Genomic DNA, 25,626 nt, shown 5'->3' with positions numbered 1-25,626 from the left:
CCTCTTCCCTCAGAGCGCTTCGAACGTGTCGGTGTCCGCGTGGTGTTCGCGTACGAGTCCGGTGTGGACCTCGTAGTACCAGCCGTGCAGGCGGAGTTCGTCGGCTCGCAGGCGCTGTTCGACACAGGGGTAGGAGCGCAGCCGCAGGAGCTGCGTCAGGACGTGGTTCTGCACGGCCTCGGCGACCGTAGGGTCGGTGGGGTCGGAGCACTCGGGTTCTTTCGCGGCGTGCGCGAGCCAGTCCCGTACGGCGGGAACCGAGTTCAGGTCGTCACCACGCACCACGGCACCGACCGCGCCGCAGTGGGAGTGGCCGCACACCACGATGTCCTTGACGCCGAGGACTTCCACGGCGTATTCGATCGTGGCCGCCTCGCCGGTGGGGGTGGTGGAGGCGTACGGGGGAACGATGTTGCCGGCGGTGCGCAGCTCGAACAGCTCGCCGGGCCGGGCGCCCGTGATGAGGGCCGGTACGACCCGGGAGTCGGAGCAGGTGATGAACAGGACCTCGGGGGACTGGCCTGCGGCGAGGCCCGCGAAAACCTCGGGACGCCGTCCGAAGGTACGCGCGTTGTCGATGAGAGGCTGCATGGTGTGGTGATTCCTCCTGGCGCGCCGTGACGGCGCGTCGGGTGTGCATGACGGAGACATGGGGACGGTCCACCGGATCAGTGGTGGAACATCTGAAGCGCGGCCCCGGAAGGAGCCGTGGATCTACTCGACGCGCGGCCGTGCACGGCCTTGAACGCGGCGCGGTCGAGCCCGGCCGCCGGTCCTCGGTTCGAGGCCCCACTGCGCGGCTTCGGGCCGGGAGGGGTGGTCCCGGCCTGGCCGCCGGCGGGACAGCCAGAGGGGTGAGCGTGCGTGAAGGAAGCCGTGGCGGCGAGGAGCGGGGACGTGGGCAGCGGGACGGAAAAGAACTCCGACACGCTCCGGGTCGTCGTGGCTCGCGGCACGTTCTTCCCTTCGGCAGGTTCACGCCCGTGGCCCAAACCAAGAGATCGTCAACCATTGGTCAAGAACACCATAAGCAAGTAAAGTTGCTCGCAAGGTTAACTGCACGTGTCGACCGGGAAAGAGCCCAAAAAGTGAGGGCTGTTTGGCCGGATCCGCGTTCACGCGCTGGGTTCGCCCCGCCGGTCGCCTCGTCGCCGACCGCGCCGTCATCGGTCGTTCCGTCGGCGTCACCACCGCGTGTACGAGGAGAAACGCCCGCTTCGCCGACTTCTGCGACTCTCTTCGGGAGCCCGTACCGGATTCACGGTGCGGCGCTTGAGTCATATGCCTCGGCTTCGCGGGCGGTCCCGATGTGCCGTCACGGCCGGGTCGTCCGGCGGCGGGTCGGTTCGGGGTGCCCCTTTTCGCGTGGGCGCGAGAGGCCTCCACGCGTACGCGAATCCCGTCGAGTTCGCGGGCCGCACTCGGCTCGAAATGGCGCGAGGTGTGCAGTTCAGGTCAATCGGCAAGCCAGGACTTGACGTCTGATTGACCATCTCTTTACGTTCGATGCCGATGGACGGCCGTCGCGAAACCGTCTTTTGACGAACGTGTACCCCTCTCTTCGATTCCAGGAGGTCTCACCATGGATCAGCTCATCAAGCGCATGACGCAGGAGCCCGTGTGGCACAAGTGGGTCGCCGCCAACTCCACCCAGACCACCAAGGACGGCTGCATCAGCACCACCACCAAGAGCGGTTGCATCTCCTGACCCGCTGACGGCCCGGGCCGTCAGCGCGGCCGTCGCCGCGTCGGCGGTCCTCGCCCGCCACCCGCCGCCGACCCGCCCCGGAGAGCCCCCGTGAAGCGCCTGCCGAGTGCCGACGTCCTGGACAAGGTGCGTGACGTCCCGATCTACCGCGCCTCCGTCGAGCGCGGTCACTTTCCGATCCTGGAGAAGCCGGAGATAGCCCGCGGGTTCCCCGACAACTGGATGACTCCCGCGCTGGCCCGCGCGCTGGAGTCGGGAGAGGCCGAGTTCGTGCTCTCCACCGGCACCAACCACGCCCGCATGCAGCTCATCCGGCCGCCCTACTTCCTGCTCCGCTCGTACTACCACCTGTGGAGCGAGCACCCCGATCTCGGCACCTCGTGGCACGAAGGCGCCCGACGGGTCTCCCTGACCACCGTCCTCGCCACCGAACACGTGGCCCGGGTGAACGCCCGCAAGCCCGGCACCACCCCCGGCGAACGCTGGCTCGACGACCGCACCTTGTACCTCAACCGCCGCCTCGAACCGGCCGACTGGGACCGAGACGAGGTCGAGCGCATGCTCACCGAGATCCGCGAGGCGGCCACCGCCCACCCCGGCGGCGCCTATCTGCTGGACTGTTCCGGCTACCACCTGGCGCACCTGGTCCGCAAAGTCTCCTCATGGGGCCTGTGGAGCGACTTCCCCCGTCCCGCCGGCATCGTCCACGCCTACGAGTACACGCCGTCGAACGTCCGCGCCCTCCTGCGCGCCCACTTCGACTGCCCGGTGGTCGACCTCTTCGGCAGCACCGAACTCGGCTACCTCTTCTACAGCGACGCCGAAGGCCGCTACCAGCCCTATCTGCGGGACATGAGCGTGGAGCTGATCCCCGTGGAACCGGGCAGCGGCATCCACAGCCTCATCGTCACCAGCACCCGCAACCCCTACATGCCGCTGATCCGCTACCGGTCCGGCGACTGCGTCCGTACCCGCGACGGCAGCGCCGATCCGGAGAGGATCGTCTCCTTCTGCGGGCGGGAGAAGGAACTGCTGCGCACACCCGACGGGCCCGTCTCCCAAGCCGACCTGGACGCCCGTATCACCGGGGTCTGCACCCGTGTCTTCCTGTACCAGCTGCACCTCGTCGGCGAAGGCCGGTGCCGCCTGGCGTACACGACCTTCGACGACGCGCCGCTCACGGCCGGCGAGACGGCCGAGCTGGCCGCATCCGTCGGCGCCCTGACCGGGCGGGCCTGTCAGGTGGAGCACCGCACCGCCATCCCCGTCGGACGCTCCGGCAAGTACGCCTGGCTGACCGCGCACAACCCTTCCTGACCCAGCCCGTCGCCTCCCGCGCGCGGGGCCCGCTCGTACGGGTCGTACCCGCGTACGCGACGGCCCGGCGCGCCCGACGACGACCCCCGGAGGAGCCCATGTCCACGTCCGCCGCCCACGCCTCCTCGGCCCACGCAGCCGACAGGGCGCCCACCGCCGAAGAACTGCTCGGCCCGACTCTGTACGAGGAGGTGGTGCGTCACTTCTCGGCCGAGCCAGACGCCCCGTCCGTCACGGTCGTGCGACACCGGGTCCGCGAGTGCCTGCGCTACCTCTACCTCGTCTCCCGCCACCCCGACCGCCTCGGCGGCCTCTTCCTCCCCGTCGAGCAGGACATCGACGAGATATGGCATTACCTCATCCTGCAGACGCGCGAGTACCGCGATCTGTGCGAACGGCGGCTGCCCGGCGGACACTTCATCCACCACCGGAGCATCTCCTACGGCGCCTACCAGGAGGCGCCCGGACGGGAGACCGCCGCCGAGGAGGCCCTGCGCTGGATCCCCCTCTACGCGGCCGAGTTCGGCTCCTTCGACGCCGACGCCCTGCCGCACTGGACGATCGTGCGGTTCCTGCACGACGAACTGCACATGTCGCTGGCGGAGATAGCCGGCCTGGCCGACGAGGCGGGAGCGCCCGACGGGCCGAGGGCGGCTCCCGCGCGGGATCACACGTGACCCAGACGGCCTCCCCGGCCACCAGGGCGGGGTTCTCCCGTGAACAGCGCCGCGCCCTGACGGTGCTCTGCATCTCGCAGACGCTCGGCGGCGCGGGTATGGCGGCCGGCATCACGGTCGGCGCGCTCCTCGCCCAGGACCTCCTCGGCTCGACCGGTCTGGCAGGCCTCCCGGCCGCGCTCTACACCGCCGGTGCGGCCTTCGGAGCGGTGGGTCTCGGGTACGTCGGCCGACGCTTCGGGCGCGGTCCGGGACTGGCGCTCGGCAACGGCATCGCCGTGCTGGGCAGCGCGGGCGTGGTCGCGGGAGCCGCGGCGCGCTGGCCGGTCCTGCTCCTGGCCGCCCTCTTCGTGTACGGGGCGGGCACGGTCACCGGGCTCCTGGCACGCTACGCGGGCGCCGACCTCGCCCCGCCCGAACGACGCGGCCGGGCCGCCGGAACCGTCCTGTTCGCCATGACCCTGGGAGCGGTCGTGGGCCCGAACCTGACCGGACCCACCGGCGACCTCGCCGACACCTGGGGCCTTCCGCGGCTGACGGGCCCCTTCCTGCTGGCGGCGGTCGCGTACGTGGCCGCCGCGCTCGTGCTGGTGGTGTGGCTGCGCCCGGACCCGCTGCCCCCAGCCCCACCCCAGGCGTCCGCGGTCTCCCCCGCGGGGCGCCCCGCCCCTGGCGTCGTCACCGGTGCCACCGTGATGATCACCGCGCAGCTCGTGATGATCGCCGTGATGACCATGACACCCGTCCACATGGCAGATCACGGCCACACGGCACAGGCGGTGGGCCTGGTCATCGCCCTCCACGTGGGCGCGATGTTCCTGCCGTCACCGCTGAGCGGCCTGCTGGCGGACCGGATCGGCGGGCGGCGGGTCGCCACCACGGCCGGAGCCGTCCTGCTGGGCGCGGCTCTGCTCGCCGGCCTCGCCCCGCCGACCTCCGTCCCCCTCCTGGCCTGCGCGCTGGTCCTGCTCGGAGCCGGCTGGAACCTGGCCCTGCTCGGCGGCACGACCATGCTCACGAACGCCGCGCCCGCCGAGAACCGGGCCGCGGTGCAGGGCCTCGCGGACGTGGGCATGTCCGTGGCGGGCGCGACCGGTGGCATGGCCTCGGGGCTGGTGATGGGCGGCACCGGATATCCGGTCCTGGCGGTGGCCGCCGGGGCCCTCGCCCTCACGGTCGTCCCGGTGGTGGCGATGAACGGCCGCCGCCCCACCTGACGGGCGACCGGGCGGCCCGCACACGGGAGGACGACCCGGCACCCGCCACGACACCTCCCGCCTCCCCACCACCCCGTCCGTGATCCGGTAGAACAGGAGCCCGCAGATGAGCCGTCCGACGAGTTCTCCGACGAGCGCCCCGACGGTGCCCGACGGCCGCCCGTCCGCCGCCGACCAGGTCGACGCCGTGGTCGTCGGGGCCGGACCCTCCGGCCTCTACCAGCTCCACCGGCTGCGGGAAATCGGCCTGACGGCCGTGGCCTTCGAGGCCGGCGACGACATCGGCGGAACGTGGTACTGGAACCGGTATCCCGGGGCCCGCTGCGACATCGAGAGCATGTCCTACTCCTACTCCTTCTCCCCGGAACTCGACCAGGAGTGGGAATGGAGCGAACGCTACGCCACCCAGCCGGAGATCCTGCGCTACCTCCACCACGTCGCCGACCGGTTCGACCTGCGCAAGGACATCGTCCTGCGCACTCGCGTCACACGAGCCGTGTACGACGGACGAGATCACCGCTGGCGACTGTCCACAGACACCGGACGGGCCCTCACCGCCCGCTTCGTGATCCTGACGACCGGCTGCATGTCGGTCCCCAAGGACCCGGAGACACCCGGTGGCGACAGCTTCGACGGCGCCGTCCACCACACCGCGCGATGGCCGCGCGAGGACGTCTCCTTCGCGGGGAAGCGGGTCGCCGTGATCGGCACCGGGTGCTCGGGCGTCCAGGTCATTCCCGTCATCGCCGCCGAGGCGGCCTCCCTGACCGTCTTCCAGCGCACCCCGGCCTACGTCCTGCCGGCCCGCAACCGCCCCCTGCGGGCCACGGAACGCTCGGCACTCAAGGCCCGTTACCCCGAGTTCCGGGAAGCCCAACGGCGCTCGCGGGGCGGCACCGTCTTCGCACCCCCGACCCGCTCGGCCCTGGAGGCGGACGAGGCGGAGCGCACCGCCGCCTACGAGGCCGCCTGGGACGAAGGCTTCCTCAACGGGATGCTTCGCACCTACACCGACATCCTCACCGACGAGAAGGCCAACGGGACCGTGGCGGAGTTCGTCCGGTCCAAGATCCGGTCGATCGTGACCGACCCCGCGACGGCGGAACTGCTCTCCCCCCGCACCTTCCCGTTCGCGACCAAGCGCCCCTGCCTGGGAACCGACTACTACGAGACGTACAACCTGCCGCACGTGGGGCTTGTGGACCTGCGCACGACTCCGATCGAACGGATCACCCCCCGGGGCATCCGGACCCCGGACAGGGAGTACCACCTCGACGCAATCGTCTTCGCCACCGGCTTCGACGCCCTCACCGGCTCCCAGCTCGCCATCGACATCGTGGGCAAGGGAGGCGTGACACTCCGGGAGCGGTGGGCCGAAGGCCCCCGTAACCACCTCGGACTCGTCTCGGCCAGCTTCCCCAACCTCTTCACCGTCCTCGGCCCACTCAGCCCCTCCGTGCTCACCAACATCACGGTGTCCCTCGAACAGCAAGTCGAGTGGATCACCGGCTGCATCGACCACCTGCTCCGGAACGGTCTCACCGAGATCGACGTCACCCCGTCCGCCGAGGCCGCCTGGGGGACACGCGTGGCGGACATCGCCGCCCGTACGCTCTACCCGGCGGTGGACTCCTGGTACACCGGGGCGAACGTCCCGGGCAAACCCCGCGTGTTCCTCGCCTACGCGGGCGGGCTCGACCGGTACCGAGAGGAATGCGACGCCGTGGCCCGCGGCGGTTACACCGGCTTCGTCCTCTCTTCCTCCGCAGGAGGGCCCACCACCCCATCGGCTCGCCCTGTGACGAGGTGAACGCGGACGATCTGCGGGCAGCGACACCCGGCATCCTCGCCGAACCCGACATCAGCGCCGTTCTGCGCGCGGCGACAGGTACCACCCTCGACGACAGCATCCCGGAAGCATCGCGCCGTTTTCCCGAAGTCGGTCGGTGAGACCCTTTCATCTTGAACAGCTGCGGCTCGGGAGCGTTCGGGCGGCCTGGACGATCGTGCTGATGCGGTGAGCGGAGCATCGGGCCCGGCGGAGGACGCGCCAGGACTTCAGCTGCGCGAAGGCGCGTTCGCCGGGAGTCCTCAGGCGGGCGTGGTCGCGGTCGAACCGCCGGTAGTGCTCGGGTTGCTCGCGGTGGTGGTGGTACGGGGTGCGGACCGTGGCGCCGGCGCCCTGGTGGGCGCGGTCCGCCAGGGACAAGGAGCGGCCTGGTGAGGCAGGCCTGGATGCCGTGGGGGCGGCCCGGCGCCGCGCGGGAGAACCACAGCGGTGTGCCGTCGGAACGGGCGATGACCTGCACGTTCACGCCGTGTCGGCGGTGCTCCGACGAGTGGTGCGGCTCGTCGTCTGCGATCCGGTCAATGGTGATCGGCGTGCCGTCGGCGATGACGTGGTCGCCTTCGCCGAGGCCGGTGGGCGCTTCGTGGAGACCGGGTGCCCAGCCGGCCAGGACGTCCGAGGCCTCGTCGACGTAGCGCCAGGCGGTGGCCTGCGATATCCCGAAATCCGCTCCGAGCCGCGAGAACGTCTCGTTCTTCCGCAAGTGCGCCAGAGTGAGCGGGGCTTGCTGGAGGCAACCGAGCCTGTGTCGGCGGGTGTCACAGGTCTGGCGATGCTCGTGCAGCGGCCAGGCGACGTGCTCGACGAGCTCGTGCGGGACGCCGAGCACGGCAGGACACGGAGACCTCCAGGGACCTTTCGGCCGCCGGTGTGACGAGTGGGGTCACCCCGCCGAAGACGAGAGGTCCTGCCTTATCAACACCCCCGCTGACCGGTCCGCTTCACCCTCTGGCGCAGGATGGAAGAGGCTCGGTGGTCCCTTCCGGGGACGGACCGGAATCGTCGAGCTCGACCAGTCAGGACTGCCGCCCGCCGGCTTCCGAGCTCGGCCCGACCGAATACAAGGCCCCTGGAACCCCGCCGCCAAGCACATCTGTCTGGCGGTTCGAGCCCCCGACACCTCTGCGGGCTGGATCTACGAGTACGCAGGGATCGACACAGCGGCGGACGGCTGACGCGCGCTCCGCCACCACCAGGGGTACCCCGACAGCTCGACCGAAGAGACAGGGGCACCCCCCCCGCGAGGCGCCCGGCCGGGAATCCCTCCCCGGCCGTCGCCGCGCACGTGACCGACCGGAGGCCGCCAGGAATGCGGCGAGGGGCCGGGGGATCTCACCGTCGTCCGCCGCCGGACCCCCGACTTGCCTGCAAGGAAAGTCAAAGGTTACTTTCCTCGTAGGAAAGTAATCGAGTGCGGGAGGGTGACGACCGTGAGCACGCCGGTGGATGCCGAACAGGCATGGAAGGATCTCCAGCGCATCCGCGTACCGCAGGAGCGGGTGTACGACGAGTTCGAGCGCTCCACGTCCGGCGGGCGCGGCACGACCTACGGCACGGCCGCGCTCATGTGGGTGTTCCTCGCCGGCGTCGGCATGGATCTGCCCGGGTGGGGCGTCGCACTGTTCGTGGCCGCCTACGTCAGTCTGTTGAGCGCACTGGTGGTGACGCTCGGCCGCAGGAGGCGGATGCAACTGCACCACACCCGCTACCCCGGGCGGGTGTGGGCCGCCTTCGGCGCGACGGCGGTCCTGGTCGGCGGCACGACCGTGCTGTCGCACCACCTGAGCCAGTCGCTGGCGCCTGTCTGCGCCGGTCCCGTCCAGGCCACGGCCGCAGTGGCCGTGTACCTGCTCTCCCTCGGCCACGCCAACCGCTGGGCGGCCGCCTCGGTGCGCGGCGGCGAGCCGGCGGCCGGGAAGGAGTCGGGCCGATGAGCACCCCCGCCGGCTTCGACGACCTGATCCACCCCGCCACCCGGCTTTCGGTGGTCGCACTCCTGGCCGCCACCGAGTGGGCGGACTTCGCCTTCGTCCGAGACAGCCTCTCGCTGAGCGACTCCGCGCTCTCCAAGCAGCTGCACACCCTCGAGGGGGCCGGGTACCTGGAGACCCACAAGGAGGGCGGCGGCCGCAACCGCCGTACGAAGGTGCGGCTGACGGACCGCGGCCGCGCCGCCTTCGAGGGGCATGTGGCGGCGCTGCGGGCCATCGTCGACAGCGCCGCGCCCGCTGCCGGGACGGCACGGCAGCGGCCTCGTGCACAGGTGGCCCGATGACGGCGCCCGGGCGCACCTCCGGCCGGCCCGTGATCCGGGTGCGCGGTCTGACCATGGCGTACGGCGACGCCGACGTCCTGCGCGGCGTCGATCTGGACATCCACCGCGGCGAGGTCTTCGCGCTCCTCGGGCCCAACGGCGCGGGGAAGACCACCACCGTCGAGATCCTGGAAGGCTTCCGCCGGCGCTCCGGCGGGGAGGCGAGCGTCCTCGGTACGGATCCCGAGCGGGGCGGCGACGCCTGGCGGGCCCGGATCGGCCTGGTCCTGCAGTCCTGGCGCGACCACCGCCGCTGGCGGGTCGCCGAGCTGCTGACCCACTTCGCGGCCTACTACCCCGACCCGCGCGACCCGGCCGAACTCCTGGACCTGGTCGGCCTCACCGGCCAGGCCGGCCGGCAGGTCGGCCGGCTGTCCGGCGGCCAGCGGCGCCGCCTCGACGTCGCGCTCGGCATCGTCGGCCGTCCCGAACTCCTCTTCCTCGACGAGCCGACCACCGGTTTCGACCCCCGGGCCCGGCACGACTTCCACCTCCTGGTCGAACGGCTGGCCCGCGACGAGGGCGTCACCGTCCTGCTCACCACCCACGACCTGGCGGAAGCCGAGCGGCTCGCCGACCGGATCGCCATGCTGGTCGGCGGCCGGATCCGCGCCTGCGGCACACCCGTGGAACTGGCCGGGCGGGCGGCCGCCCAGGCCGAGGTCCGCTGGACAGCCGGCGACGGGACGCCCCGCCGCGAACGCACCCAGGACCCCTCACGGCTGGTCTGGGAACTCCACCGGCACGCGGACGGCCCGATCGCCGGCCTGGAGGTCCGCCGCCCGACGCTGGAGGACACCTACCTGCGCATGGTGCACCGGCAGGCCGGAGACACGGACGAAGCCCACGGCACGGGCGAGGCCGGGGGCGGGGACGAGGCAGGCGGCACGGACGGCTGCGCGCACGAGGAGGCACCGGCGGCATGAGGGGGACGGACGTGACCCACAGGAGCAGCAGTTGGCGTGTCGGACTCCAGCGCGGCGCAATCGAGCTGCGGCACCTCCTGCGCAACGGCAAGGAGATGTCCGGTCATCTGGCCAACGTGACCGTCGCGTTGCTCGTCGCCGCCCACTTCGGCGACGACGTACCCGGGACCAGTACCCCGATGACCCATCTGGTCCTGGCGGGCTTCGCCGCCTACCTGCTGTTCCAGGTCGGACTGATCAACCTCCCACAACTCCTGGTGACCGAACGGGAGGAGGGCGCCCTGCTGCGGCTGCGCGCCACGCCCGGCGGGATCCCGGCCTACCTCGTCGCCAAGTGCCTGCAGGCGGTCGTCCTGGCGGTCGGCACCCTGGCGCTGCTCCTGGCCGCCGGCGCACTGCTGGTGGACGGGCCGCTGCCGCACGGGCCGGGCGACTGGCTGACGCTGCTGTGGGTCACCACCCTCGGCCTGCTCGCCGTCGTCCCCCTCGGGGCGGCCATCGGCGCCGTACTGCCCAACCCCCGCGAGGCCCTGGCGTTGATCATGCTGCCGACGATGGGGCTGCTGCTCGCCTCGGGGGCGGTGTTCCCGATCACCGCACTGCCCGTGCCGGTCCAGCAGACGGCCGCGGTCTTTCCGCTCAAGTGGATGGCGCAGGGCCTGCGCTCGGCCCTCCTCCCGGACGCGGCACGGGCCGCCGAGCCGGCCGGCTCCTGGGAACTGCTCACGGTCGCCCTGGTCCTCACGGCCTGGACGGTCCTCGGCTTCCTCCTCGCGGTACCGCTCCTGCGCCGCGCCGCCCGCCGCGAGTCCGGCTCGCGGATGACCGCCCGCCACCACAAGGCGGCACGGAGCGGCGCACCGGCCGCGTAGGCGCTGCACGGCCACCGGACCCCTCCGCGGCCCGGCGACCGGCCGCGGAGGGGTCCGGCGAACGCGCTCCCCGTCGCCGGGCACGCACCGTCCGTGCACCGGATCCGTGCCGACGGGACCTTGCCAGCGGCTCACGCGGCCCGGGAGGCCGCGTACGTTCCCGCACCGCCGGCAGGAGCGCGTGAACGGCCGGGCCCCGCGCAGGCGCGCGGCCCGAGGGCCGGTCTCACGGCCGATTCCGGCGAATCTCGTCGTGGCCCTGCGCCGCGAGGCGGCGGCCGGCGTCCCGAAGACGCGGGTCGCTCAGCGCCTTGCCGTCGGCCTCCCGCTTCATGCCGCGGATGACTTTGAACGCTCCGCCGAGCTTGCTCACGATGTGTCCCTTCCCGGTGTAGGTACCGCTCGGTCGCGCCGGGAGCGACCGGCGCCCCCGCTCGATTCCCGCCTCCGAAAGCCGCAAAACATACAAAACGGAAAAAGCGGTTCTTTCGGGGGTGCGCTCGGCCCACGCTGGCGGCGGAGGAGGCGACAAGCCGGGCTGCGGAGAGAGGGAGGCGGACGGCCCCGCCGATGCGCCGGCGCGCGGCCCCGGTCGGCCGCTCGGTGAGTGCGTAGACGGCTTCGGTGACCTGCTGGGCACACAGGAGGTGCGCCCCGACGCGGAGCAGCCACAGGCGGCTGGTCGGGTCGGCGGGTTCTTCGACGGTCGGCCCTTCGCCGGCAGAACGCCGCTCGGCGGCTCGCTCGAGTTCTCGCACGAGTGCGAAGAACCGGATGAGGGCGTTCTCGCGCTCGCTCCGAAGACGGGGAACGGCCGCGTGCCACTCCTGCTGCTCCGTCGACCGTGAGCGCCGGCGCTCGCTGAGGCGACGGCCAGGTGAACGATGACCTGCGGGGCGAGCGCGGCCTCTGGGCCCTTCGCGTCACACGATCGGCAGGCCCGGCCTCCTCCCGCGAAGCCACTGGCCCGGCAATCGCCAGAGGGCCGCGCCGGTGCCGCTCGGCTGACGAGTCCCACGACGCCTGCACCGGAACGACTGCCGGGCGGCAGCGCCACACAACCTCGCGGCCGGTGCCGGGCCGGCAGTACCTGCAGGGCATCCTCTACGTGCTGATCAACGACACCGCCCGGCAACTGCTGCCCCCGGAGTTGGGGTTCGGCTCGGACCAGACGTGCCGGCGGCGGCTGGACCGGTGGCAGCAGGCCGGGGTCTTCGACCGGCTGCACCCGATCCTGCTCGCCGGGATGAACGCGGTCGGCGAGCTGGCCTGGTCCCGGGCATGCGTCGACGGTCCCCGTGTCCGCGAAAAAAGGGGGGTGCCGATACCGCCAGGAGCGTCGTCGAGAAGAACCGTGAGGCGTTCCGGCTGGAGGACGGTAGGTGTCTGGCCGACCTGAGCGACGTCGAACTCGCGGCACTCATCGAACACAACCCGGACCTGGACGTACAGCTGAGCGCCCACCACCTGGCCGATCCGCGCGATCAGCCGTACGGCGGGAAGGAGATCTCCCGGGGCATGACGAAGGCCCGGACCACCCGGTCCGGGCCTCTCCACTTCTCCTTGGACCCGTCAGACCGCCGAGCTCCTCACATCCGTCGGGCGACGAGCCGTCCGGCGCGGCCCGACCGCGAAGACCACGGCCCGACCGCGCCTTGGCGTATCGCCGTACCGGCAGCCAGAGCCCAGGGGATTCCCTGCCGGTCCTGCCGCCCGCCCACCGGCTGAGGTAGACGCGTGGTCCCCATGCGGACTCGAGGTCGTTGAGGAAGACGGTCTCCAGCGACTTCTTCCACGGACCGCGCAGGAGCATCGGCGAGGTCTCCATCCGCTCCAGGGCGACCGGGGTCTCGGGCTGCCCGATCAGCGTGCACCGGCCGTGCGGTGGTGCATCCCCCGCTTCTCGGCCTGGCTCACCCGAGCCTTCGGTTTCTCCTCCTCGGTGGCGGGGGTGATGCCGGGGACGTGTTCGCACATCCGCTGCCGCACGCTCGCCGGCTTGTCGAACCCGAGGCGCCGCGCCCGCGCCCACCGTCCCAGGACCTCGCCCCGGCGCACGACCTCCCCGGCCGCCAGCGACAGCGCTCCGCCCTCGTCCAGGTGCCGGCGGACGAGGTGGAGGGCGCGCTGCCACTCCACCGGCCAGGTCGGGCACCAGGACGGGGCGATCTCCTCCGGCTGCTCGCGCCGCGCCTGCGACAGCGTCCCGCCCACGACGCCACGGGTAGTCCCTCGGCCTGGCGCTGCTCGGGCTCGGCCGCGCGCCGGGCGGCGGCCCGCGCCTTCTTCAGCCAGATCCCCACCGCCGCCCCCTGGAACACCGCGTCCAGCGGCGCCGGGAGGTGCCCGCTCTCCTGCGCCCACCGCGCGCGGAGGGTCAGGCCCTCCTCCCGGGCGACGTCGTGGCGGGGGCCAGACCACGCCGGGCTTCTCCAGCTCCCGGGTCCGCTCGGTGGCCGTGTTCCCGCGGGTGTGTGAGCCCGGGGCGTCGGCGATCCACTGCCCCGGCGGGAAGCCCGCGAGCGGTCGTCGGCCACCCCTCACTCCGCACCGTCCGGCTCTCCGCACCGTCCGGCCCTCCTCCCCGGCCGGAATGCGGAAGGCGAACGGGACGCGCAGGTCCCCGTGGAGCCGGTGGTGAGGGAGACGGTCTCGATGCCGCGCCACCGCCGCTCGTGCTCGGGGTTGAGTACTCGCAGCCGGATGAACGCCGCCGACTGCGCCGGATCGCGGGGGCGCGGGGAACTTCAGCAGTGCCCGGCCGGGGCGCTGACACCCTTGGAGTCCGTACTGTTCCACGCGTGTTCGCCCGGTCTCTTCCTGGCCGATGGGCCCGCGGCGGCTCGGCCTCTGCTGTTCAGGCCTCCGGTCCGGTACGGATGACGGCCTGGTCGCCGTGCGGGCCGAACAGATGCAGGATCTCGACCGCGCTGTCACCCGCGGGCCCGAACCAGTGGGGTTCGCCGGTGTCGAACTCGGCGACCTCGCCGGGGCGCAGTACGACGTCGGAGCCACCCAGGATCAGCCGGAGTTCGCCGGCGAGGACGTAGAGCCACTCGTAGCCGGCGTGGGTGACGAGCTTCGGTTCGCGCGGGGCGAGCACCTGTTTGAAGACCTGCACGCGGCCCGGGTACTGCGTGAGCGGTACCAGCACGCTGCCGCGGTCCTTGCGGTGCGGGCGCAGGTGCACCCGCGGGTCGCCGGTGGCCGGGGCCGCGACGAGCTGGTCCAGGGCGACACGGTGGGCGCGCGCCAGGGGGACGAGCAGGTCGAGGGTGGGGCGCCGGATGCCCGACTCCAGGCGGGAGAGGGTGCTCACGGAGATGTCGGTGTCCCGGGCGAGCGCCTCCAGGGTGAGGCCGCGGTCACGGCGCAGGGCGCGCAGCCGGGGTCCGATGCCGTCGAGGATCTGGGCGAGTTCAGCGTTCATGGCCTCTATTTTGCGGTCTTCGCAAAGACGCTGGGTGGAGGCGGCCGACCGGTCCGAGCATGGCGGCACATGATCCCGACGGAAGGCGGTCGCCGATGACCACGACCTCTTTGCCAGCAGAAACCGGACTCGGCGCGCGCCGGCGCTGGACGGTCCTCGCCGTCTGCACGTTCAGCATGTTCCTGGTGGGGCTGGACACCACCATCGTCAACGTGGGACTCCCCGCGATCGGGGAGGGCCTGGGTACCGGCACACGGGGCCTGGAGTGGGTGGTGGACGCCTACACCGTCGTCCTGGCCGCCCTCCTCATCACCTCCGGCGCGCTCGCCGACCGCTTCGGACGCCGGCGGGTGTTCCGCGTCGGCCTGGTCGTCTTCGGGGCCGCGTCGCTGGTCTGCGCGGTGGCACCGTCGCTGGGGGTCCTGATCGCGGCGCGGGCCGCGCAGGGAGTCGGTGCGTCGATGCTGAGCCCGGTGGCCCTGGCGATCGTGGTGAGCACGATGCCCGACCCGAGGGAGCGGGCCAGGGCCATCGGGATCTGGGCATCGGTGTTCGGTCTGAGCATGGCGGCGGGACCGGTCACCGGCGGGGCACTCGTCGCGGCGTTCGGCTGGCGGTCGGTGTTCTGGGTCAACGCCCCGGTCGTCGTGGTCGCGCTGGTGCTGGTCGCGGTGTTCGTGCCGGAGTCCCACGGGCAGCGCACACGCCGTCTGGACCTGCCCGGGCAGGTGCTCCTCGTACTGGCCCTGGGGGCGAGCGTCTGGGTACTCATCGAGGGCCCGCGCATCGGCTGGGCCTCCACCGTGGCCGTGTCCGTATATACGCTGATCGCCGTCACCACGGCCGCGTTCGTCCGGGTCGAGACTCGCCGGAGCGAGCCGCTGATGGACCTCGGGCTGTTCCGGCGGCCGGTGTTCACTACGGCGGTGCTGGGAGCCACCGCCGTGTTCGTCGCCCTCAGCACGGCCCTGCTGCTGAACACGCTCTACCTCCAGCACGCCCGCGGCTGGACCCCCCTCGCAGCCGGGCTCGCCACCCTGCCCATGGCGTTCGGCGCCACCTTGTGCGCGCCCTGGGCCGGCAGCCTGGTGGGCCGCCTGGGACCACGGCGCCCGCTGCTGCTGGCCGGTGCGTTCACCGCGGCGGGCGGGCTGTGCCTGGCCGACCTCGGCCAGGACACCGACGTACGCCTCCTGCTGACGGCCCAGTTGCTGCTCGGGATCGGGTTCGGCTTCGCCAACGCACCTCTCACCCATGCCGCGATCAGCGGTCTCCCCGCCTCCCGGGCGGGCGTGGCCGGGGCCATCACGTCCACCGCCCGCCAGGTCGGCTCCGCCGTCGGGGTGGCCGTCGCGGGGGCCCTGGTCGCCGGGGCCGACCCGGACGAACTGGCCCGGGCGGCACGTCCCGGCTGGCTGCTGGTGGCGGCCTGCGGACTGTTCCTGCTGGGCGTGGCGCGGGCCGCCCCGCCGGTGCGCCGGGAAGCATGACGGCCGAGGCGCCGGCGAAGGGGCACCCTGGGGTACCAGTCCGGCTTCGGACACCGGACCTGCTACTACTGCCCCGGGTCCGGCTGGAGGTCCGCGACCGCGCCGACCACGTCGTGGGGGTACGGGACGAGGAGACCTGACCACCGGAACGCGCCCGGTGGACCCCCCCGCGCACCTCACGGCCCCGGGGCCTGCCGCCGACTCGCCGATCGCTCCGGGATCGCTTTCCTACGACGTCCGCCGGGCAGAGGCCCGGTTCGGCTGGACGGTCACGGTGGACACCGAGCTCACCGGACCCATGGCCACGGCGCCGCGGCCGTACGTCGAACTGCAGGACGCCGACGGCATGGACCTCGTCGTGGGCGTCGAGGAACGGGGCGCAGGCCGGTTCGTCCCCCTCGAAGGCCCCCTACGGGTACGGCCGCGACCGCGCTGCCACCGGATGGCGGAACCTCGCCCTGCGGGCACTCGACACCGACCGGTCGTGCCCCTTCGAACCCGTGCCGGCCCGTCTGGTGCGCGGACCCGTCCCGGCGGGGGAGGTGGGACATCCCCGCCGACATCGCGCTCGGTGCCTCCCCCGGCCTCGGGGTGATCCCCGGCGCGGCCGCGGGCACGGCCGCGGTGACGGCCGCCGCCCCGCGGCTCCCGGTCAGCAGCGTGGTCCCGATCGTCCTGGTCCCCGGCAACTCCGAGACGATCCCGGTGGTGATCCTGGCGGCCGTCACCTCCTTCGTCGTCGCCGAACTCCTCCTTCCGGGCCCGCCGCTCATGCCGCGCCGTCCGCGCGGGGCGCGCGTCAGGAGCGGCCCCGCCTGAGCGGGCCCCTGACGCCCCCGGCCCGCTCGCGGACGTCCCCCACCGCTTCGCGGGCCCCGGCCTTCGCCCGATCGGTCCTGCCCTCGGCCTCGAGCGTCCATGGGCTCCGTGGCCGACGGCTCGGACGCGGGCGGCGAAGCGCCGTACACCCGCTGGGGTGCCGCTGCGGCCCGCACGTTCTCGTACACGATGCCCCCGGAGTCGCCGGGTTCGAGGGTTCCGGCCGCCTCCCGGGGACCGTCCTGGCCGAGCGGGCCCGGGAACGAGTCCTCGAACACGGCGAGGTCGAACTCGCCGTCGTCGTTCGGGTCGGTGAGAGCGAGCGCTCTGACCGAGCCGTTCTCGCTCTTGCGGACGAAGGCCCGGGACCGACGGGGAGAGCAACCGGCTGCCGGTCCCCGCAGAGGACCGGCAGCCGCGCGTGCTGCGGCGCGTCGACCGAAGCCCACAGGCGGATCCCATGGGTCCCGGTACCCCTGCGAGGACTCCCGCCCGATCGCCACGGGCCTCCGGCGTCAAGCAACGAGCTGGTAGACGCTTCGGGCCGTCAGCCACACGCCGGCGGTCAGGGAGAGGGCGACGACGAGTTGTTCCTGATGTCCGCCCAGCCAGCTCCGCAGGGCGTTGAGCCGGGCGTCGGCGGCCGCGGGCGCACGGACCACGTACAGCTCCATGGCGATGAGGCTGAGGGTCGCGAGAAGGCAGTAGCCAGCCAGTGCGAGCCAGTCGGAGAGGGTGGAGAGGTCCGCGTCGACGACGGTGGCGGCGCCGGCGGCGACCAGGCCCCAAGGCTGCAGCAGCCATGCCAGACCCGCCGCCGTGGCCGGGGAGGCGTTATCGACCCGGGCGGCCCAGCGGGGCGGGCCGTGCGGACGGGGCGGCCTGCGGTGCCGGTACGCCCCGTACAGCGCCAGCGCCAGGCCGATGACCAGTTTCGCGACGATCGCGGCGGTTGAGGGGGTGCTGTGGCGCTCGGGAGGCCGACCGCCGGTCAGCAGCACCACCACGGCGATCACCGCGACCAGGTTGGCCAGCCACGACAACAGGAACGCCAGGCCCTGACGGACACCTCGCCGCGAGAACAGCAACAGGATGAAGGCGGTGTTGTGCAGGGGGCCCAGAGTGATGGCCGTTCCGATCACCACCAGGTCGAGGACCACCGAACCAGTCACTCCTGGATGTCAGGGCCGTCCACCACGAGTGCGGGAAGGACCGGCCGACAGGGGACGCGGCGCCGTCCCGGTGCCGCGTCCCGACTCTGCACGCGCTGGTTCGGCCGGTCAAGCGAGCCACGCCCATGAGACCCGCGGGTCCATCGGGGAGGTCCGCCGGCGGCGACTGCGGCAGGGCCGTCGACGTCCCCGTCCCACCGCGCACGAATTCTCCGGGAGCCAGTGGACGAGGGGAGCCGGCGGGTGGTCCCGAACTGCCGTCCAGGAACTCGCGGATCGCCGGACACACCAGGACGATCACCACCGTCCACACCACGACCGCCGTCGTCGGGTGGCTCCGGGTGAGCAGGACCACGGCGGCGCCCACCAGGATGAGCACCCCGATCCAGCGCTTGGAACGATGTACGAACCGGCCGACCGCTCCGAGGCGAAGTCCTGCCGACGTGGCCACGTCGCGCAAGGCGCCGATGCCTCTTCGGCAGGCGGTGCGGGTGGGGACGGCGATCCGGAACGAGCCGCAGAGGAAAGCGCCGACGGCGGTGAAGAGGGCGATCGCCGCGAGGGTCCGCACGCTGGCGCGCAGGAATTTCACCAGCGCGTCGTACACGGTTCCTGCCGCGGCCTGGGACGCACCGGGAGGCAGGCGGTCCGGGTAGACGTCGCGGAAGACGGTGAGACCGATTCCGAGGACCGCCATGGCGACGAACACGGCCAGTCCGGCTCCGCCGACCGCGTACCACCGGTGAGACGCCAGGCACACTCCGGCCGCCGCGACCAGCAACGCGACGACGGGCAGCCAGCCGCCGAGGATCTCCAGCACCCTCACGTAGGTCCTGACCTTGCCCACGTCCTCCGACGCGAACACCACGGAGTTTGTGTGAACGGCCGGAACCTTCGCGGCGGACGAGAAACCGGCCTCGACCAGCCGGTCCCTCACCTGGGCGACGACCGGGCCGAGATCGATGACGGCCTCGTCGTCCTTCGGCTCGACCACGGTGTCGGACCGGCCTGTCAGGGCCTCGTCCAGTGCCGAATGGGCCCTGCGGTCGGCATCCACCCAGACCGTCTCGAAGGCACTGCTGATGACCACTTTCTCCACCGCGTTCCTGACCAATCGCTCGAGACCGTCCGAGACCGTCCGAGACCGGACCGTCCAGATCGCCGAGCAGTGTGGCCAACCGGGGTGGGACGCCCTGATCCCCGGCGGCGTCCGTCAGCTGCCCGACGAGTGTGCCCACGTCGACCCGGGCCGGTACGACGTCGGTGACGCGGTCGGTGACCGGCTCCTGGACATCGGGATCGCTCGCCGGCGGTCCGACGGTGGCGACGTAGCGGTCCGTGTCCCGCACGATGCTGTCCGCCCACACGGTGACAACGGACAACACCGACAGCAGCGCGGCGAGAAGGACGAGCAGGACCGAGCCGGACGAGCGGAGCAGACGGCGCCTCGCGGGCCGCGACGGCCCCGTGCCCTCCAGGGCGTTCGCCCGCCGCCGCAGTTCGTCCAGCTCGCCGCGCTTCTCGGCCGGGGATCGTCCGCCGTCGCCCGTGGCAACCAGCGAACTGACGGGGTGCACAGCACGCGACCCGGGCGAACCGGGCGGGCGAACGGCACGCCGGGCGGTCTTGGGGACGGTGCTCACAGCGGTGGCGGAGTCGGCCACGGCCGCTCGGCCGGGACACGGAGTTCCCCTCTCGCGCATCCGTCGCCGCGACCGGCCCCCGACCCGTACGGGCCGGCGGCCGGGAGGAGCTCAGTAACCGGTGCCGCGCTTGACCCGGGCCCGTTCGGCATCGTGCGTCGTGCCCTTGTCGTCCAGGGTCCGGCAGGCGTCGGTGATGTCCTGGCTCAGGCGGTCGATGTGTTCGCGGCTCAGGGTCTCCTTGACGAGGGCGCGCATGATCTTCACCCGCTCCGCGTTGGGCGGGAGGGTGTACGCGGGCACCATCCACCCGCGCTCGGCGGAGAGCTGCCAGGCGATGTCGGACTCGTCGTAGGAGTGCTTCTCCGCGAGACGGAACGCGACGAGCGGGAGCTGTTCGAGGTCGCTGCCGATCACCTCGAAGCGGCCGCTGCTGCGCAGGTTGTCCGCCAGTACGCGCGCGTTCTCCTGCATCATCCTCATGACGTACGTGTAGCCCTGGCGCCCGAGCCGTACGAAGTTGTAGTACTGCGCGAGCACCATCGACGCACCGGTGGAGAAGTTCAGTGTGAACGTGGCGTCGGTCTTGCCCAGGTAGTTCTCGTAGAAGACGAGGTCCTTGGCCAGGTCGGACTCCTCGCGGAAGATCAGCCAGCCGATACCGGGGTAGACCAGGCCGTACTTGTGGCCCGAGACGTTGATCGAACGGACCTGTTCGAGCCGGAAGTCCCATGCGGAGTCCGGGTAGAGGAAAGGCCACACGAAAGCGCCGCTGGCGCCGTCGACGTGGATCGGGATGTCGAGGTCCCGCTTCTCGCGGACGCCGCGCAGGAGCGCGTCGATGCCGACGACGTCGTCCTTGTGTCCGGTGAACGTGGTACCCAGGACGGCGACGACACCGATCGTGTTCTCGTCGAGATGGGGTTCCACGTCCTCCGGGCCGATCGTGTACTTGCCCTCCGCGAGCGGTACGATCCGCGGCTCGACGTCGAAGTAGCGGCAGAACTTCTCCCACACGACGTGGACGTCCCCGCCGAAGACGAGGTTGGGCCGGTCGGCCGTCAGGCCGGCGGCCTCGCGGCGTTCGCGCCACTTCCACTTCAGCGAAAGCGCGCCGAGCATGATCGCCTCGGACGATCCCTGGGTCCGGCACCCGGCCGTCCCGCCCGGCGCGTGGAAGAGGTCGGCGAGCATGCGCACGCAACGCCGCTCGATCTCGGCGGAGATGGGGTACTCCGCGTGGTCGATGAAATTGCGGTGGAGGTTCTCGGCGATCAGCCGCTGCGCCTCCGGCTCCATCCACGTGGTGACGAAGGTGGCGAGGTTGCGCTGCGGGTCTCCCTCCATGGCGAGGTCCACGTCCACGAGCCTCATCGCGTCCGTCGCGGCCATGCCCTCCTCGGGAAACTTCTCCGAAGGGGCGGGTGCGGTCAGGAACCGGTTGCCGAAAAGAACCGCATCATCACGCTTGGTCATGCGGGGATTCAAGCAGCACAGGTTTCCGGCTCGGCAAGGGACACGCCGAGCCGCAGTTGCCCGGCGTACGGCACGAACGGCGCAGCGCGTGCAAGGCCCGCCGGGCATCCACGCCGGTGAGGGCGGACTGTCCGTTCCGATACACGGGTCGGTGCGGGTTCCGCGGCGAGTTCGCGGCACAGCCCGTCGGGCACGGTCCGGTGGGTCGCCGTCCGGAACCCCTCCGGCAGGGCTTCGCGGTCACGCCTCGGGCGGCGGTGCCGAACCGGTCGGCTGGAGGTCCGATCGGCGGGTAGCCGGCGTGTCCAGCCCTCCGCACACACTCGACCGGGGCGGACTCGCGGTCGGAAAGGCATTACTGAGCCTCTTTCACCTTGAACACTTTCAGGTCCGTAGGGTGTGGACGGCTTGGACGATGGTGTCGGTGCGGCGGGTGGAGCATCGGGCCCGGCGGAGGATCCGCCAGGACTTGAGCTGTGCGAAGACGCGTTCGCCGGGTGCTCTCGGGCGGGCGTGGTCGCGGTTGAACTGCTGGTGGTGCTCGGGTTGTTCGCGGTGGTTCTTGTACGGGATGCGGACGGTGGCGCCGGCGCCCTGGTGGGCGCGGTCGGCCAGGACGAGGATCTGCCGGGTGGGGGAGGCCTGGACGACGCCCTGGGCCCGGGCCGCGGTCAGGTCGTGGGGGCGGCCGGCGTTGCGCGCGAGAACCACAGGGGGGTGCCGTCTGGACGGCCGATGACCTGCCCGTTCATGCCATGCCGGCGGTGCTTCACCGGATGGTACGGCTCGTCCGCACGGACGCGGTCGATGGAGATCGGGGTGCCGTCGACGATGACGTGATCGCCTTCACCGGCCAGGAAGGTGTCGTCATCTGGGATTTCCTGTGCATTCGCCGTCATCGTTCCGGATGCTCCGGCAGGTGTACGGGCCGGTGCCGCTTCGGAAGGCGGGGCTTGTCGCACTGGTGTCGTGGTGCCGGGAGAAGCGGGCGGTGAAGAGCCGTCCGTGCCGTCGCTGCCGCCTCCAGAACCCAGGATGCCGATCAGTACTCCCACCATGATTCCATCGAGGGCCGCGAGACAGTGCGTCAGGACGGGCCGATGCCTGGCATGCGTTGCGGCCGGGGCGGACTGTCCCCACTGAGGCCCTCGCGGCGGTCCCGACGGGGTACTGCGATCCGGCATACGTCCAGGGTGCGGCCTGAGACGACCACCCGCATCCTCGGCGCATAGTCGGCTCGGTACCGCTCCGACTATGACGGAGTGGTACCGAGCATGACTTCCTTGTACTAGACCACGGTCGTACGGCCGGTGATCAGCGCGCTCGTCGTCACCCCGAGACAGTGGCAGTGAGTACGACCGCCGCACCGCCTCCATGACCGGCCATTTTTCCAGACTTCCCCACGCTCGCGTCGCCGGTCTCGCTGTCGGCGCCGTAGTACTGAGCTCCCGTCGCCGTCCCTCCCTCGCCCTGTTCGCCTTGGTCGTCCTCAACACGACATGCAGAACCGGCAGCCCGGACTGTCACGGCCATTCGCCGATCGTGGTGATCGGGACGGTGGCCTCGAAGCGGACCGCGAGCTTGTCGAACCGGGTGGCGAGCGCCCGGGTTGCGCTTGAGCCGGTCGATCCCGCACTCGACCGCGTACCGGGCCGGGTAGTCCTCGCGATCGAAGGCCGGAGGCCGCCCATCGGCCCTCGACCGCCTTTTGCGGTCGGCGACCTGGTCAGCCGTCTCCGGTATGGGGAACCCGGATGCCTTCCAGCACAGTGAGGAATTGAGGACTGTCACCGGGTTTGCTCACGGTGACCATCGACGACAGCGGTCGCTGACCCTGTTCACGGGCCGGATGAATCTCGGCGGTGAAGCTTGCCCGGGACCGGCCCAGCTCGTGGTCGTCCGGTTCGGTACGGGTGCCTCCGAACGGTTCCTTCTGGGGCTGACCGTCGCTGCGAGCGTCTGCGGAGTGCTGACGGGCCCGGCAGATCGTGGAGTCTGCGTTGACCTCCCACGTGATCGGTCCCGTCGCATCCGCCCGGACCTGTAGTCGGGTCAAACGGCTCCAGTACCGCTCACTGCTCGTCAGAAAGATCGCCTCACCCCACACACGCAAGAGAAATACCCGCTTCGCAGGCTTCTGCGGCACTTTAGGTGGAGTGCTGGCCGCCTACGCAGGCACGGCCCTTTCCGGGGCTGTCGGCCGCGTGAAATGGCTGCTCGGTGCGACGGCGCACTGCCACTTCTCGACCTCACGAGACCGACCTGCTGGTCTTTGCTCCGGCGACCGCCCAGGTACCTTTTGCGCCTACTTTCATGATCGGTCACCCTCTCGACAGCCCCCAAGGCATGATCACGCGAGATATCGATGACGGTGCACCGGATGGTGCCGAAGGAGAGGAACGAACGGGTGAGTGTGAAGGGATTCCGGTTCAACCCGCCGCCGAACTGGCCACTGGCCCGGGGCTGGGTCCCTCCGGCCGACTGGGAACCCGATCCGTCCTGGCCGCAGCCCCCGTCCGGCTGGCAGATGTGGCTGCCCGACGAGCCCGACGGAACGCCGCCGGTGGCCACTGTTTCCCATCAGCACACGCCCCCGCCCGGCGTTCCCACCAGGCGCAAGAGGGGTTTGTTCGGCCGTTGGCGGCGGGACGAGGCGAGCGAGCTGGAGGAACTGAGACAGTGGATCGCGCAGGCCCATGGCGCGGACGCCGCCCAGGTCGCCGCACTGGTGCAGCGCACACGCCAGGAAGCGGCGCTGCTGCGGACACAGGCCCAGGAACAGGCCGAGGCGATCGTCGAGGAAGCCCGCCAGGCCGTCAAAGACATCAAGAGCGAAGCCAAGCAGGTCGCCAAAGACGCGGAGAAGACCCGTAAGGAGACCGAGCGGCAGCGCCATGAGATCCACCAGGCCGAGAGCCGCCTGACCGAGCTGCGCGCGCAGATCGTCACCACCGACGAGACCGTCCTGCTGCAACAAGCGGGCATCTACGCCTACCACCACCAGCTTCACGACGCAGTCGCCTACCGCAGCCGCCTGGACTCCCTCAAGGCCGAGATCAAAGACCTCGCACGCAACAACCAGGCGGTCCTGGCCGCCACCGACTGGACCGTCAACGGCTCCGCACGCGAGGGCCGCAAAATGATCCGTGACTTCTCCAAACTGATGCTCCGTGCCTACAACGCCGAAGCCGACTACGCCGTCCGCACCATGCGCCCCCACCGCCTCACCTCACTGGTCGACCGCCTCTACAAGAGCCGGGAGACCATCGCCAGACTCGGCGCCACCATGCACATCCGCATCTCCGACGCCTACCACGACGCCCGCGTCCGCGAACTACAACTGACCGCCGACTTCCTGCAGAAAAAGGACGAGGAGAAAGAAGCACAGCGCGAGGCGAGGGCCCGCGAACGAGAGGAGGCAGCCGCCCAACGCGAGCTGGACCGCGAGCGGGAGAAGCTGAACAAAGAACTCAACCACTACGAGGCCGCCATCGAACGCATGCGTGCCCAGGGTGACCACGACGCCGTACGCGACATGGAAGCCAAACTCGCCGAGATCCAGAAGGCACTCCAAGACGTCGACGCACGAGCGGCGAACGTTCGCACCGGCTACGTCTACGTCGTTTCCAACATCGGCGCCTTCGGCGACAGCATCGTCAAGATCGGCATGACCCGACGCCTCGAACCCCTCGACCGCGTCTACGAGCTCAGCGGCGCCGCCGTTCCCTTCCGCTTCGACGTCCACGCCCTGATCTTCAGCAAGGACGCCGTCGGCCTCGAAACCCGCCTCCACCAAGAGTTCGCCGACCGCCGCGTCAACCGTGTCAACAGCAGGAAGGAATTCTTCTACGTCACCCCTGCCCAGGTGCGCACCGCCCTGGAGCGCTTCGCGGGTGAACACCTGGTGGAGTTCACCGAGACCCCTCAAGCACTGGAATGGCGCGCCGGCAGGACAGACTGACGGATCGAAGAGCCCCCACCGACGGCGGGCACACGGGAGCCGGCCAGATCACGACATGCCGAAGGCCTCGTCGATACGAAGGACGTACGCGCGCCGCTTCTCAACCCCGACCCGTGACATTTCGCCAGCCGGACAAGAGACCGGGACCGAACAGCGAGGGCTTCGCAGATGCCGGGCCGGCAGTGTGGCGTGTAGACGGTTGGTGCTGCCGCCACTGTCGGGCCTGCCGCCGGTCGGGAAACCATGCCTGATCAGTCGGAGCATCCAGGCCGATCAACTCGTCGAGCCGGCTCGAATGCCCGTCCACATCGGCCGTGCCGGAGCCGAAAGCCGAGATCCGGCGGTCGACCTCGGCATGGAGCCGCCGGTGTGCGCAGCCGGGGGAGTGGGCCCAGCCCTGGAAACGGTCATACGTATCCGTGGTGTACACCTGCGCAGAAGCGAGCACCCTCAGAGGAAGGCCCGAGCCGTCGGGCCAGTCCTGGTTGTCGTCTCAGGAAAAGGGATCCAGGTCCCCCTGCTCCATCGCCGGCAGACCGTGCCGCACAGCCGCGCCAGGACTCGTTCGCCTTCCGCCGCTCTCAAGCTCCGGCCGAACGTATCCTCCTCCGCAGGCGTACCGGGAACCGGTCGACGTGCTTCTCGACCGGCACCCCGCCATCCGGCGGCGTGATGTCCGTATACCGAGCGGTGAACATACCGAGCGGTGAACTGGATGCCCGGGACGTCCGCCAGATCCTGGTGGCAGCCGCCTA

20 protein-coding genes and 2 pseudogenes are annotated in these 25,626 nt (G+C 71.2%); 14 read left to right on the top strand and 8 right to left on the bottom strand.

The features are described 5' to 3' along the window. Positions 1-9 precede the first annotated feature (9 nt). The gene (locus ACIQD7_RS06035; RefSeq protein ID WP_402439797.1) at positions 10-591 is read right to left on the bottom strand and encodes a carbonic anhydrase; all 582 of its coding nucleotides are present in this window, start codon (positions 589-591) and stop codon (positions 10-12) included. A gap of 991 nt (positions 592-1,582) precedes the next feature. Between ACIQD7_RS06035 and ACIQD7_RS06030 the strand changes: the two genes are divergently transcribed. The 6 genes from ACIQD7_RS06030 to ACIQD7_RS06005 all read left to right on the top strand — a co-directional run bounded on the left by ACIQD7_RS06030 (position 1,583) and on the right by ACIQD7_RS06005 (position 6,869). Further along, positions 1,583-1,708, top strand: a complete 126-nt coding sequence (locus ACIQD7_RS06030) for a hypothetical protein (protein WP_402439795.1) — start codon at positions 1,583-1,585, stop codon at positions 1,706-1,708. Positions 1,709-1,798: 90 nt separating this feature from the next. After that, on the top strand, positions 1,799-3,025 hold the full coding sequence (locus tag ACIQD7_RS06025) for a hypothetical protein (protein ID WP_402439793.1): 1,227 nt from the start codon (positions 1,799-1,801) through the stop codon (positions 3,023-3,025). Between the two features lie 98 nt (positions 3,026-3,123). Continuing rightward, a complete protein-coding gene (locus tag ACIQD7_RS06020; RefSeq protein ID WP_402439791.1) occupies positions 3,124-3,702 on the top strand; it encodes a hypothetical protein in 579 nt (192 codons plus the stop codon). Beyond that, a complete protein-coding gene (locus ACIQD7_RS06015) occupies positions 3,699-4,919 on the top strand; it encodes an MFS transporter (protein WP_402439789.1) in 1,221 nt (406 codons plus the stop codon). Before ACIQD7_RS06020 ends, ACIQD7_RS06015 begins: the two co-directional genes overlap by 4 nt. Positions 4,920-5,025: 106 nt before the next feature. Beyond that, complete coding sequence (locus tag ACIQD7_RS06010; RefSeq protein ID WP_402439787.1) at positions 5,026-6,729, top strand: flavin-containing monooxygenase; 1,704 nt, start codon at positions 5,026-5,028, stop codon at positions 6,727-6,729. After that, positions 6,726-6,869 (top strand): hypothetical protein, encoded by a 144-nt coding sequence (locus ACIQD7_RS06005; protein WP_402439785.1) that lies wholly within the window; start codon positions 6,726-6,728, stop codon positions 6,867-6,869. Before ACIQD7_RS06010 ends, ACIQD7_RS06005 begins: the two co-directional genes overlap by 4 nt. 7 nt (positions 6,870-6,876) lie before the next feature. On the opposite strand, the pseudogene ACIQD7_RS06000 reads toward ACIQD7_RS06005, so the two are convergent. After that, positions 6,877-7,655, bottom strand: a pseudogene (locus ACIQD7_RS06000) (transposase family protein). A 543-nt stretch (positions 7,656-8,198) separates the two neighbouring features. On the opposite strand from ACIQD7_RS06000, the gene ACIQD7_RS05995 reads away from it, so the two are divergent. The 4 genes from ACIQD7_RS05995 to ACIQD7_RS05980 are packed head-to-tail and all read left to right on the top strand — an operon-like array spanning position 8,199 to position 10,880. Beyond that, positions 8,199-8,702, top strand: a complete 504-nt coding sequence (locus ACIQD7_RS05995; protein ID WP_402439783.1) for a hypothetical protein — start codon at positions 8,199-8,201, stop codon at positions 8,700-8,702. Beyond that, the gene (locus tag ACIQD7_RS05990) at positions 8,699-9,043 is read left to right on the top strand and encodes a transcriptional regulator (RefSeq protein ID WP_402439781.1); all 345 of its coding nucleotides are present in this window, start codon (positions 8,699-8,701) and stop codon (positions 9,041-9,043) included. Before ACIQD7_RS05995 ends, ACIQD7_RS05990 begins: the two co-directional genes overlap by 4 nt. After that, entirely contained in the window at positions 9,040-10,008 is a 969-nt protein-coding gene (locus ACIQD7_RS05985) for an ABC transporter ATP-binding protein (protein WP_402439779.1), read from the top strand. Before ACIQD7_RS05990 ends, ACIQD7_RS05985 begins: the two co-directional genes overlap by 4 nt. Next, the gene (locus ACIQD7_RS05980) at positions 10,005-10,880 is read left to right on the top strand and encodes an ABC transporter permease (RefSeq protein ID WP_402439777.1); all 876 of its coding nucleotides are present in this window, start codon (positions 10,005-10,007) and stop codon (positions 10,878-10,880) included. The genes ACIQD7_RS05985 and ACIQD7_RS05980 overlap by 4 nt, the downstream gene beginning before the upstream one ends. Positions 10,881-11,106: 226 nt before the next feature. Here the strand turns inward: ACIQD7_RS05980 and ACIQD7_RS05975 are convergent, their stop codons facing one another. Beyond that, positions 11,107-11,253 (bottom strand): hypothetical protein, encoded by a 147-nt coding sequence (locus ACIQD7_RS05975; protein WP_402439775.1) that lies wholly within the window; start codon positions 11,251-11,253, stop codon positions 11,107-11,109. 504 nt (positions 11,254-11,757) lie between these two features. On the opposite strand from ACIQD7_RS05975, the gene ACIQD7_RS05970 reads away from it, so the two are divergent. Continuing rightward, positions 11,758-12,279 (top strand): transposase, encoded by a 522-nt coding sequence (locus ACIQD7_RS05970; RefSeq protein WP_402439773.1) that lies wholly within the window; start codon positions 11,758-11,760, stop codon positions 12,277-12,279. 464 nt (positions 12,280-12,743) lie between these two features. On the opposite strand, the gene ACIQD7_RS05965 is transcribed toward ACIQD7_RS05970, so the two are convergent. Together ACIQD7_RS05965 and ACIQD7_RS05960 are read right to left on the bottom strand one after the other, a co-directional pair. Continuing rightward, positions 12,744-13,094, bottom strand: coding sequence for a hypothetical protein (locus ACIQD7_RS05965; RefSeq protein WP_402439771.1), 351 nt, complete (start codon positions 13,092-13,094; stop codon positions 12,744-12,746). 643 nt (positions 13,095-13,737) lie between these two features. Next, positions 13,738-14,310 carry a helix-turn-helix domain-containing protein gene (locus tag ACIQD7_RS05960; protein WP_402439769.1) on the bottom strand — a complete coding sequence of 191 codons (573 nt, stop codon included), beginning with the start codon at positions 14,308-14,310 and terminating at the stop codon, positions 13,738-13,740. 95 nt (positions 14,311-14,405) lie between these two features. Between ACIQD7_RS05960 and ACIQD7_RS05955 the strand changes: the two genes are divergently transcribed. Then, entirely contained in the window at positions 14,406-15,800 is a 1,395-nt protein-coding gene (locus ACIQD7_RS05955) for an MFS transporter (protein ID WP_402439767.1), read from the top strand. 591 nt (positions 15,801-16,391) lie between these two features. Continuing rightward, positions 16,392-16,619 (top strand): hypothetical protein, encoded by a 228-nt coding sequence (locus tag ACIQD7_RS05950; protein WP_402439765.1) that lies wholly within the window; start codon positions 16,392-16,394, stop codon positions 16,617-16,619. Positions 16,620-17,134: 515 nt separating this feature from the next. Here the strand turns inward: ACIQD7_RS05950 and ACIQD7_RS05945 are convergent. From ACIQD7_RS05945 to ACIQD7_RS05935, 3 genes and pseudogenes are all read right to left on the bottom strand, one after another. Then, positions 17,135-17,779 (bottom strand): GAP family protein, encoded by a 645-nt coding sequence (locus ACIQD7_RS05945; RefSeq protein ID WP_402441360.1) that lies wholly within the window; start codon positions 17,777-17,779, stop codon positions 17,135-17,137. A 1,766-nt stretch (positions 17,780-19,545) separates the two neighbouring features. Further along, complete coding sequence (locus tag ACIQD7_RS05940) at positions 19,546-20,910, bottom strand: glutamate decarboxylase (RefSeq protein WP_402439763.1); 1,365 nt, start codon at positions 20,908-20,910, stop codon at positions 19,546-19,548. A 384-nt stretch (positions 20,911-21,294) separates the two neighbouring features. Continuing rightward, a pseudogene (locus tag ACIQD7_RS05935) lies at positions 21,295-21,761 on the bottom strand (transposase family protein); the annotation flags it as partial. Positions 21,762-23,290: 1,529 nt separating this feature from the next. Between ACIQD7_RS05935 and ACIQD7_RS05930 the strand changes: the two are divergent. Beyond that, complete coding sequence (locus tag ACIQD7_RS05930; protein WP_402439761.1) at positions 23,291-24,871, top strand: DUF4041 domain-containing protein; 1,581 nt, start codon at positions 23,291-23,293, stop codon at positions 24,869-24,871. Positions 24,872-25,626 lie beyond the last annotated feature (755 nt).

Source organism: Streptomyces sp. NPDC093071, assembly GCF_044754545.1.
GTDB lineage: Bacteria > Actinomycetota > Actinomycetes > Streptomycetales > Streptomycetaceae > Streptomyces.
The sequence above is the reverse complement of the archived record's forward strand: the minus strand, read 5'-3'. Positions and strand labels throughout refer to the sequence as shown.

Excerpts from the sequence above, each read along its gene's own strand:
- ACIQD7_RS06035 (WP_402439797.1), bottom strand. The coding sequence starts at position 591 with ATGCAGCCTCTCATCGACAACGCGCGTACCTTCGGACGGCGTCCCGAG.
- ACIQD7_RS06030 (WP_402439795.1), top strand. The coding sequence starts at position 1,583 with ATGGATCAGCTCATCAAGCGCATGACGCAGGAGCCCGTGTGGCACAAG.
- ACIQD7_RS06020 (WP_402439791.1), top strand. The coding sequence starts at position 3,124 with ATGTCCACGTCCGCCGCCCACGCCTCCTCGGCCCACGCAGCCGACAGG.
- ACIQD7_RS06010 (WP_402439787.1), top strand. The coding sequence starts at position 5,026 with ATGAGCCGTCCGACGAGTTCTCCGACGAGCGCCCCGACGGTGCCCGAC.
- ACIQD7_RS05990 (WP_402439781.1), top strand. The coding sequence starts at position 8,699 with ATGAGCACCCCCGCCGGCTTCGACGACCTGATCCACCCCGCCACCCGG.
- ACIQD7_RS05985 (WP_402439779.1), top strand. The coding sequence starts at position 9,040 with ATGACGGCGCCCGGGCGCACCTCCGGCCGGCCCGTGATCCGGGTGCGC.
- ACIQD7_RS05980 (WP_402439777.1), top strand. The coding sequence starts at position 10,005 with ATGAGGGGGACGGACGTGACCCACAGGAGCAGCAGTTGGCGTGTCGGA.
- ACIQD7_RS05960 (WP_402439769.1), bottom strand. The coding sequence starts at position 14,310 with ATGAACGCTGAACTCGCCCAGATCCTCGACGGCATCGGACCCCGGCTG.
- ACIQD7_RS05955 (WP_402439767.1), top strand. The coding sequence starts at position 14,406 with ATGACCACGACCTCTTTGCCAGCAGAAACCGGACTCGGCGCGCGCCGG.
- ACIQD7_RS05940 (WP_402439763.1), bottom strand. The coding sequence starts at position 20,910 with ATGACCAAGCGTGATGATGCGGTTCTTTTCGGCAACCGGTTCCTGACC.
- ACIQD7_RS05930 (WP_402439761.1), top strand. The coding sequence starts at position 23,291 with ATGGTGCCGAAGGAGAGGAACGAACGGGTGAGTGTGAAGGGATTCCGG.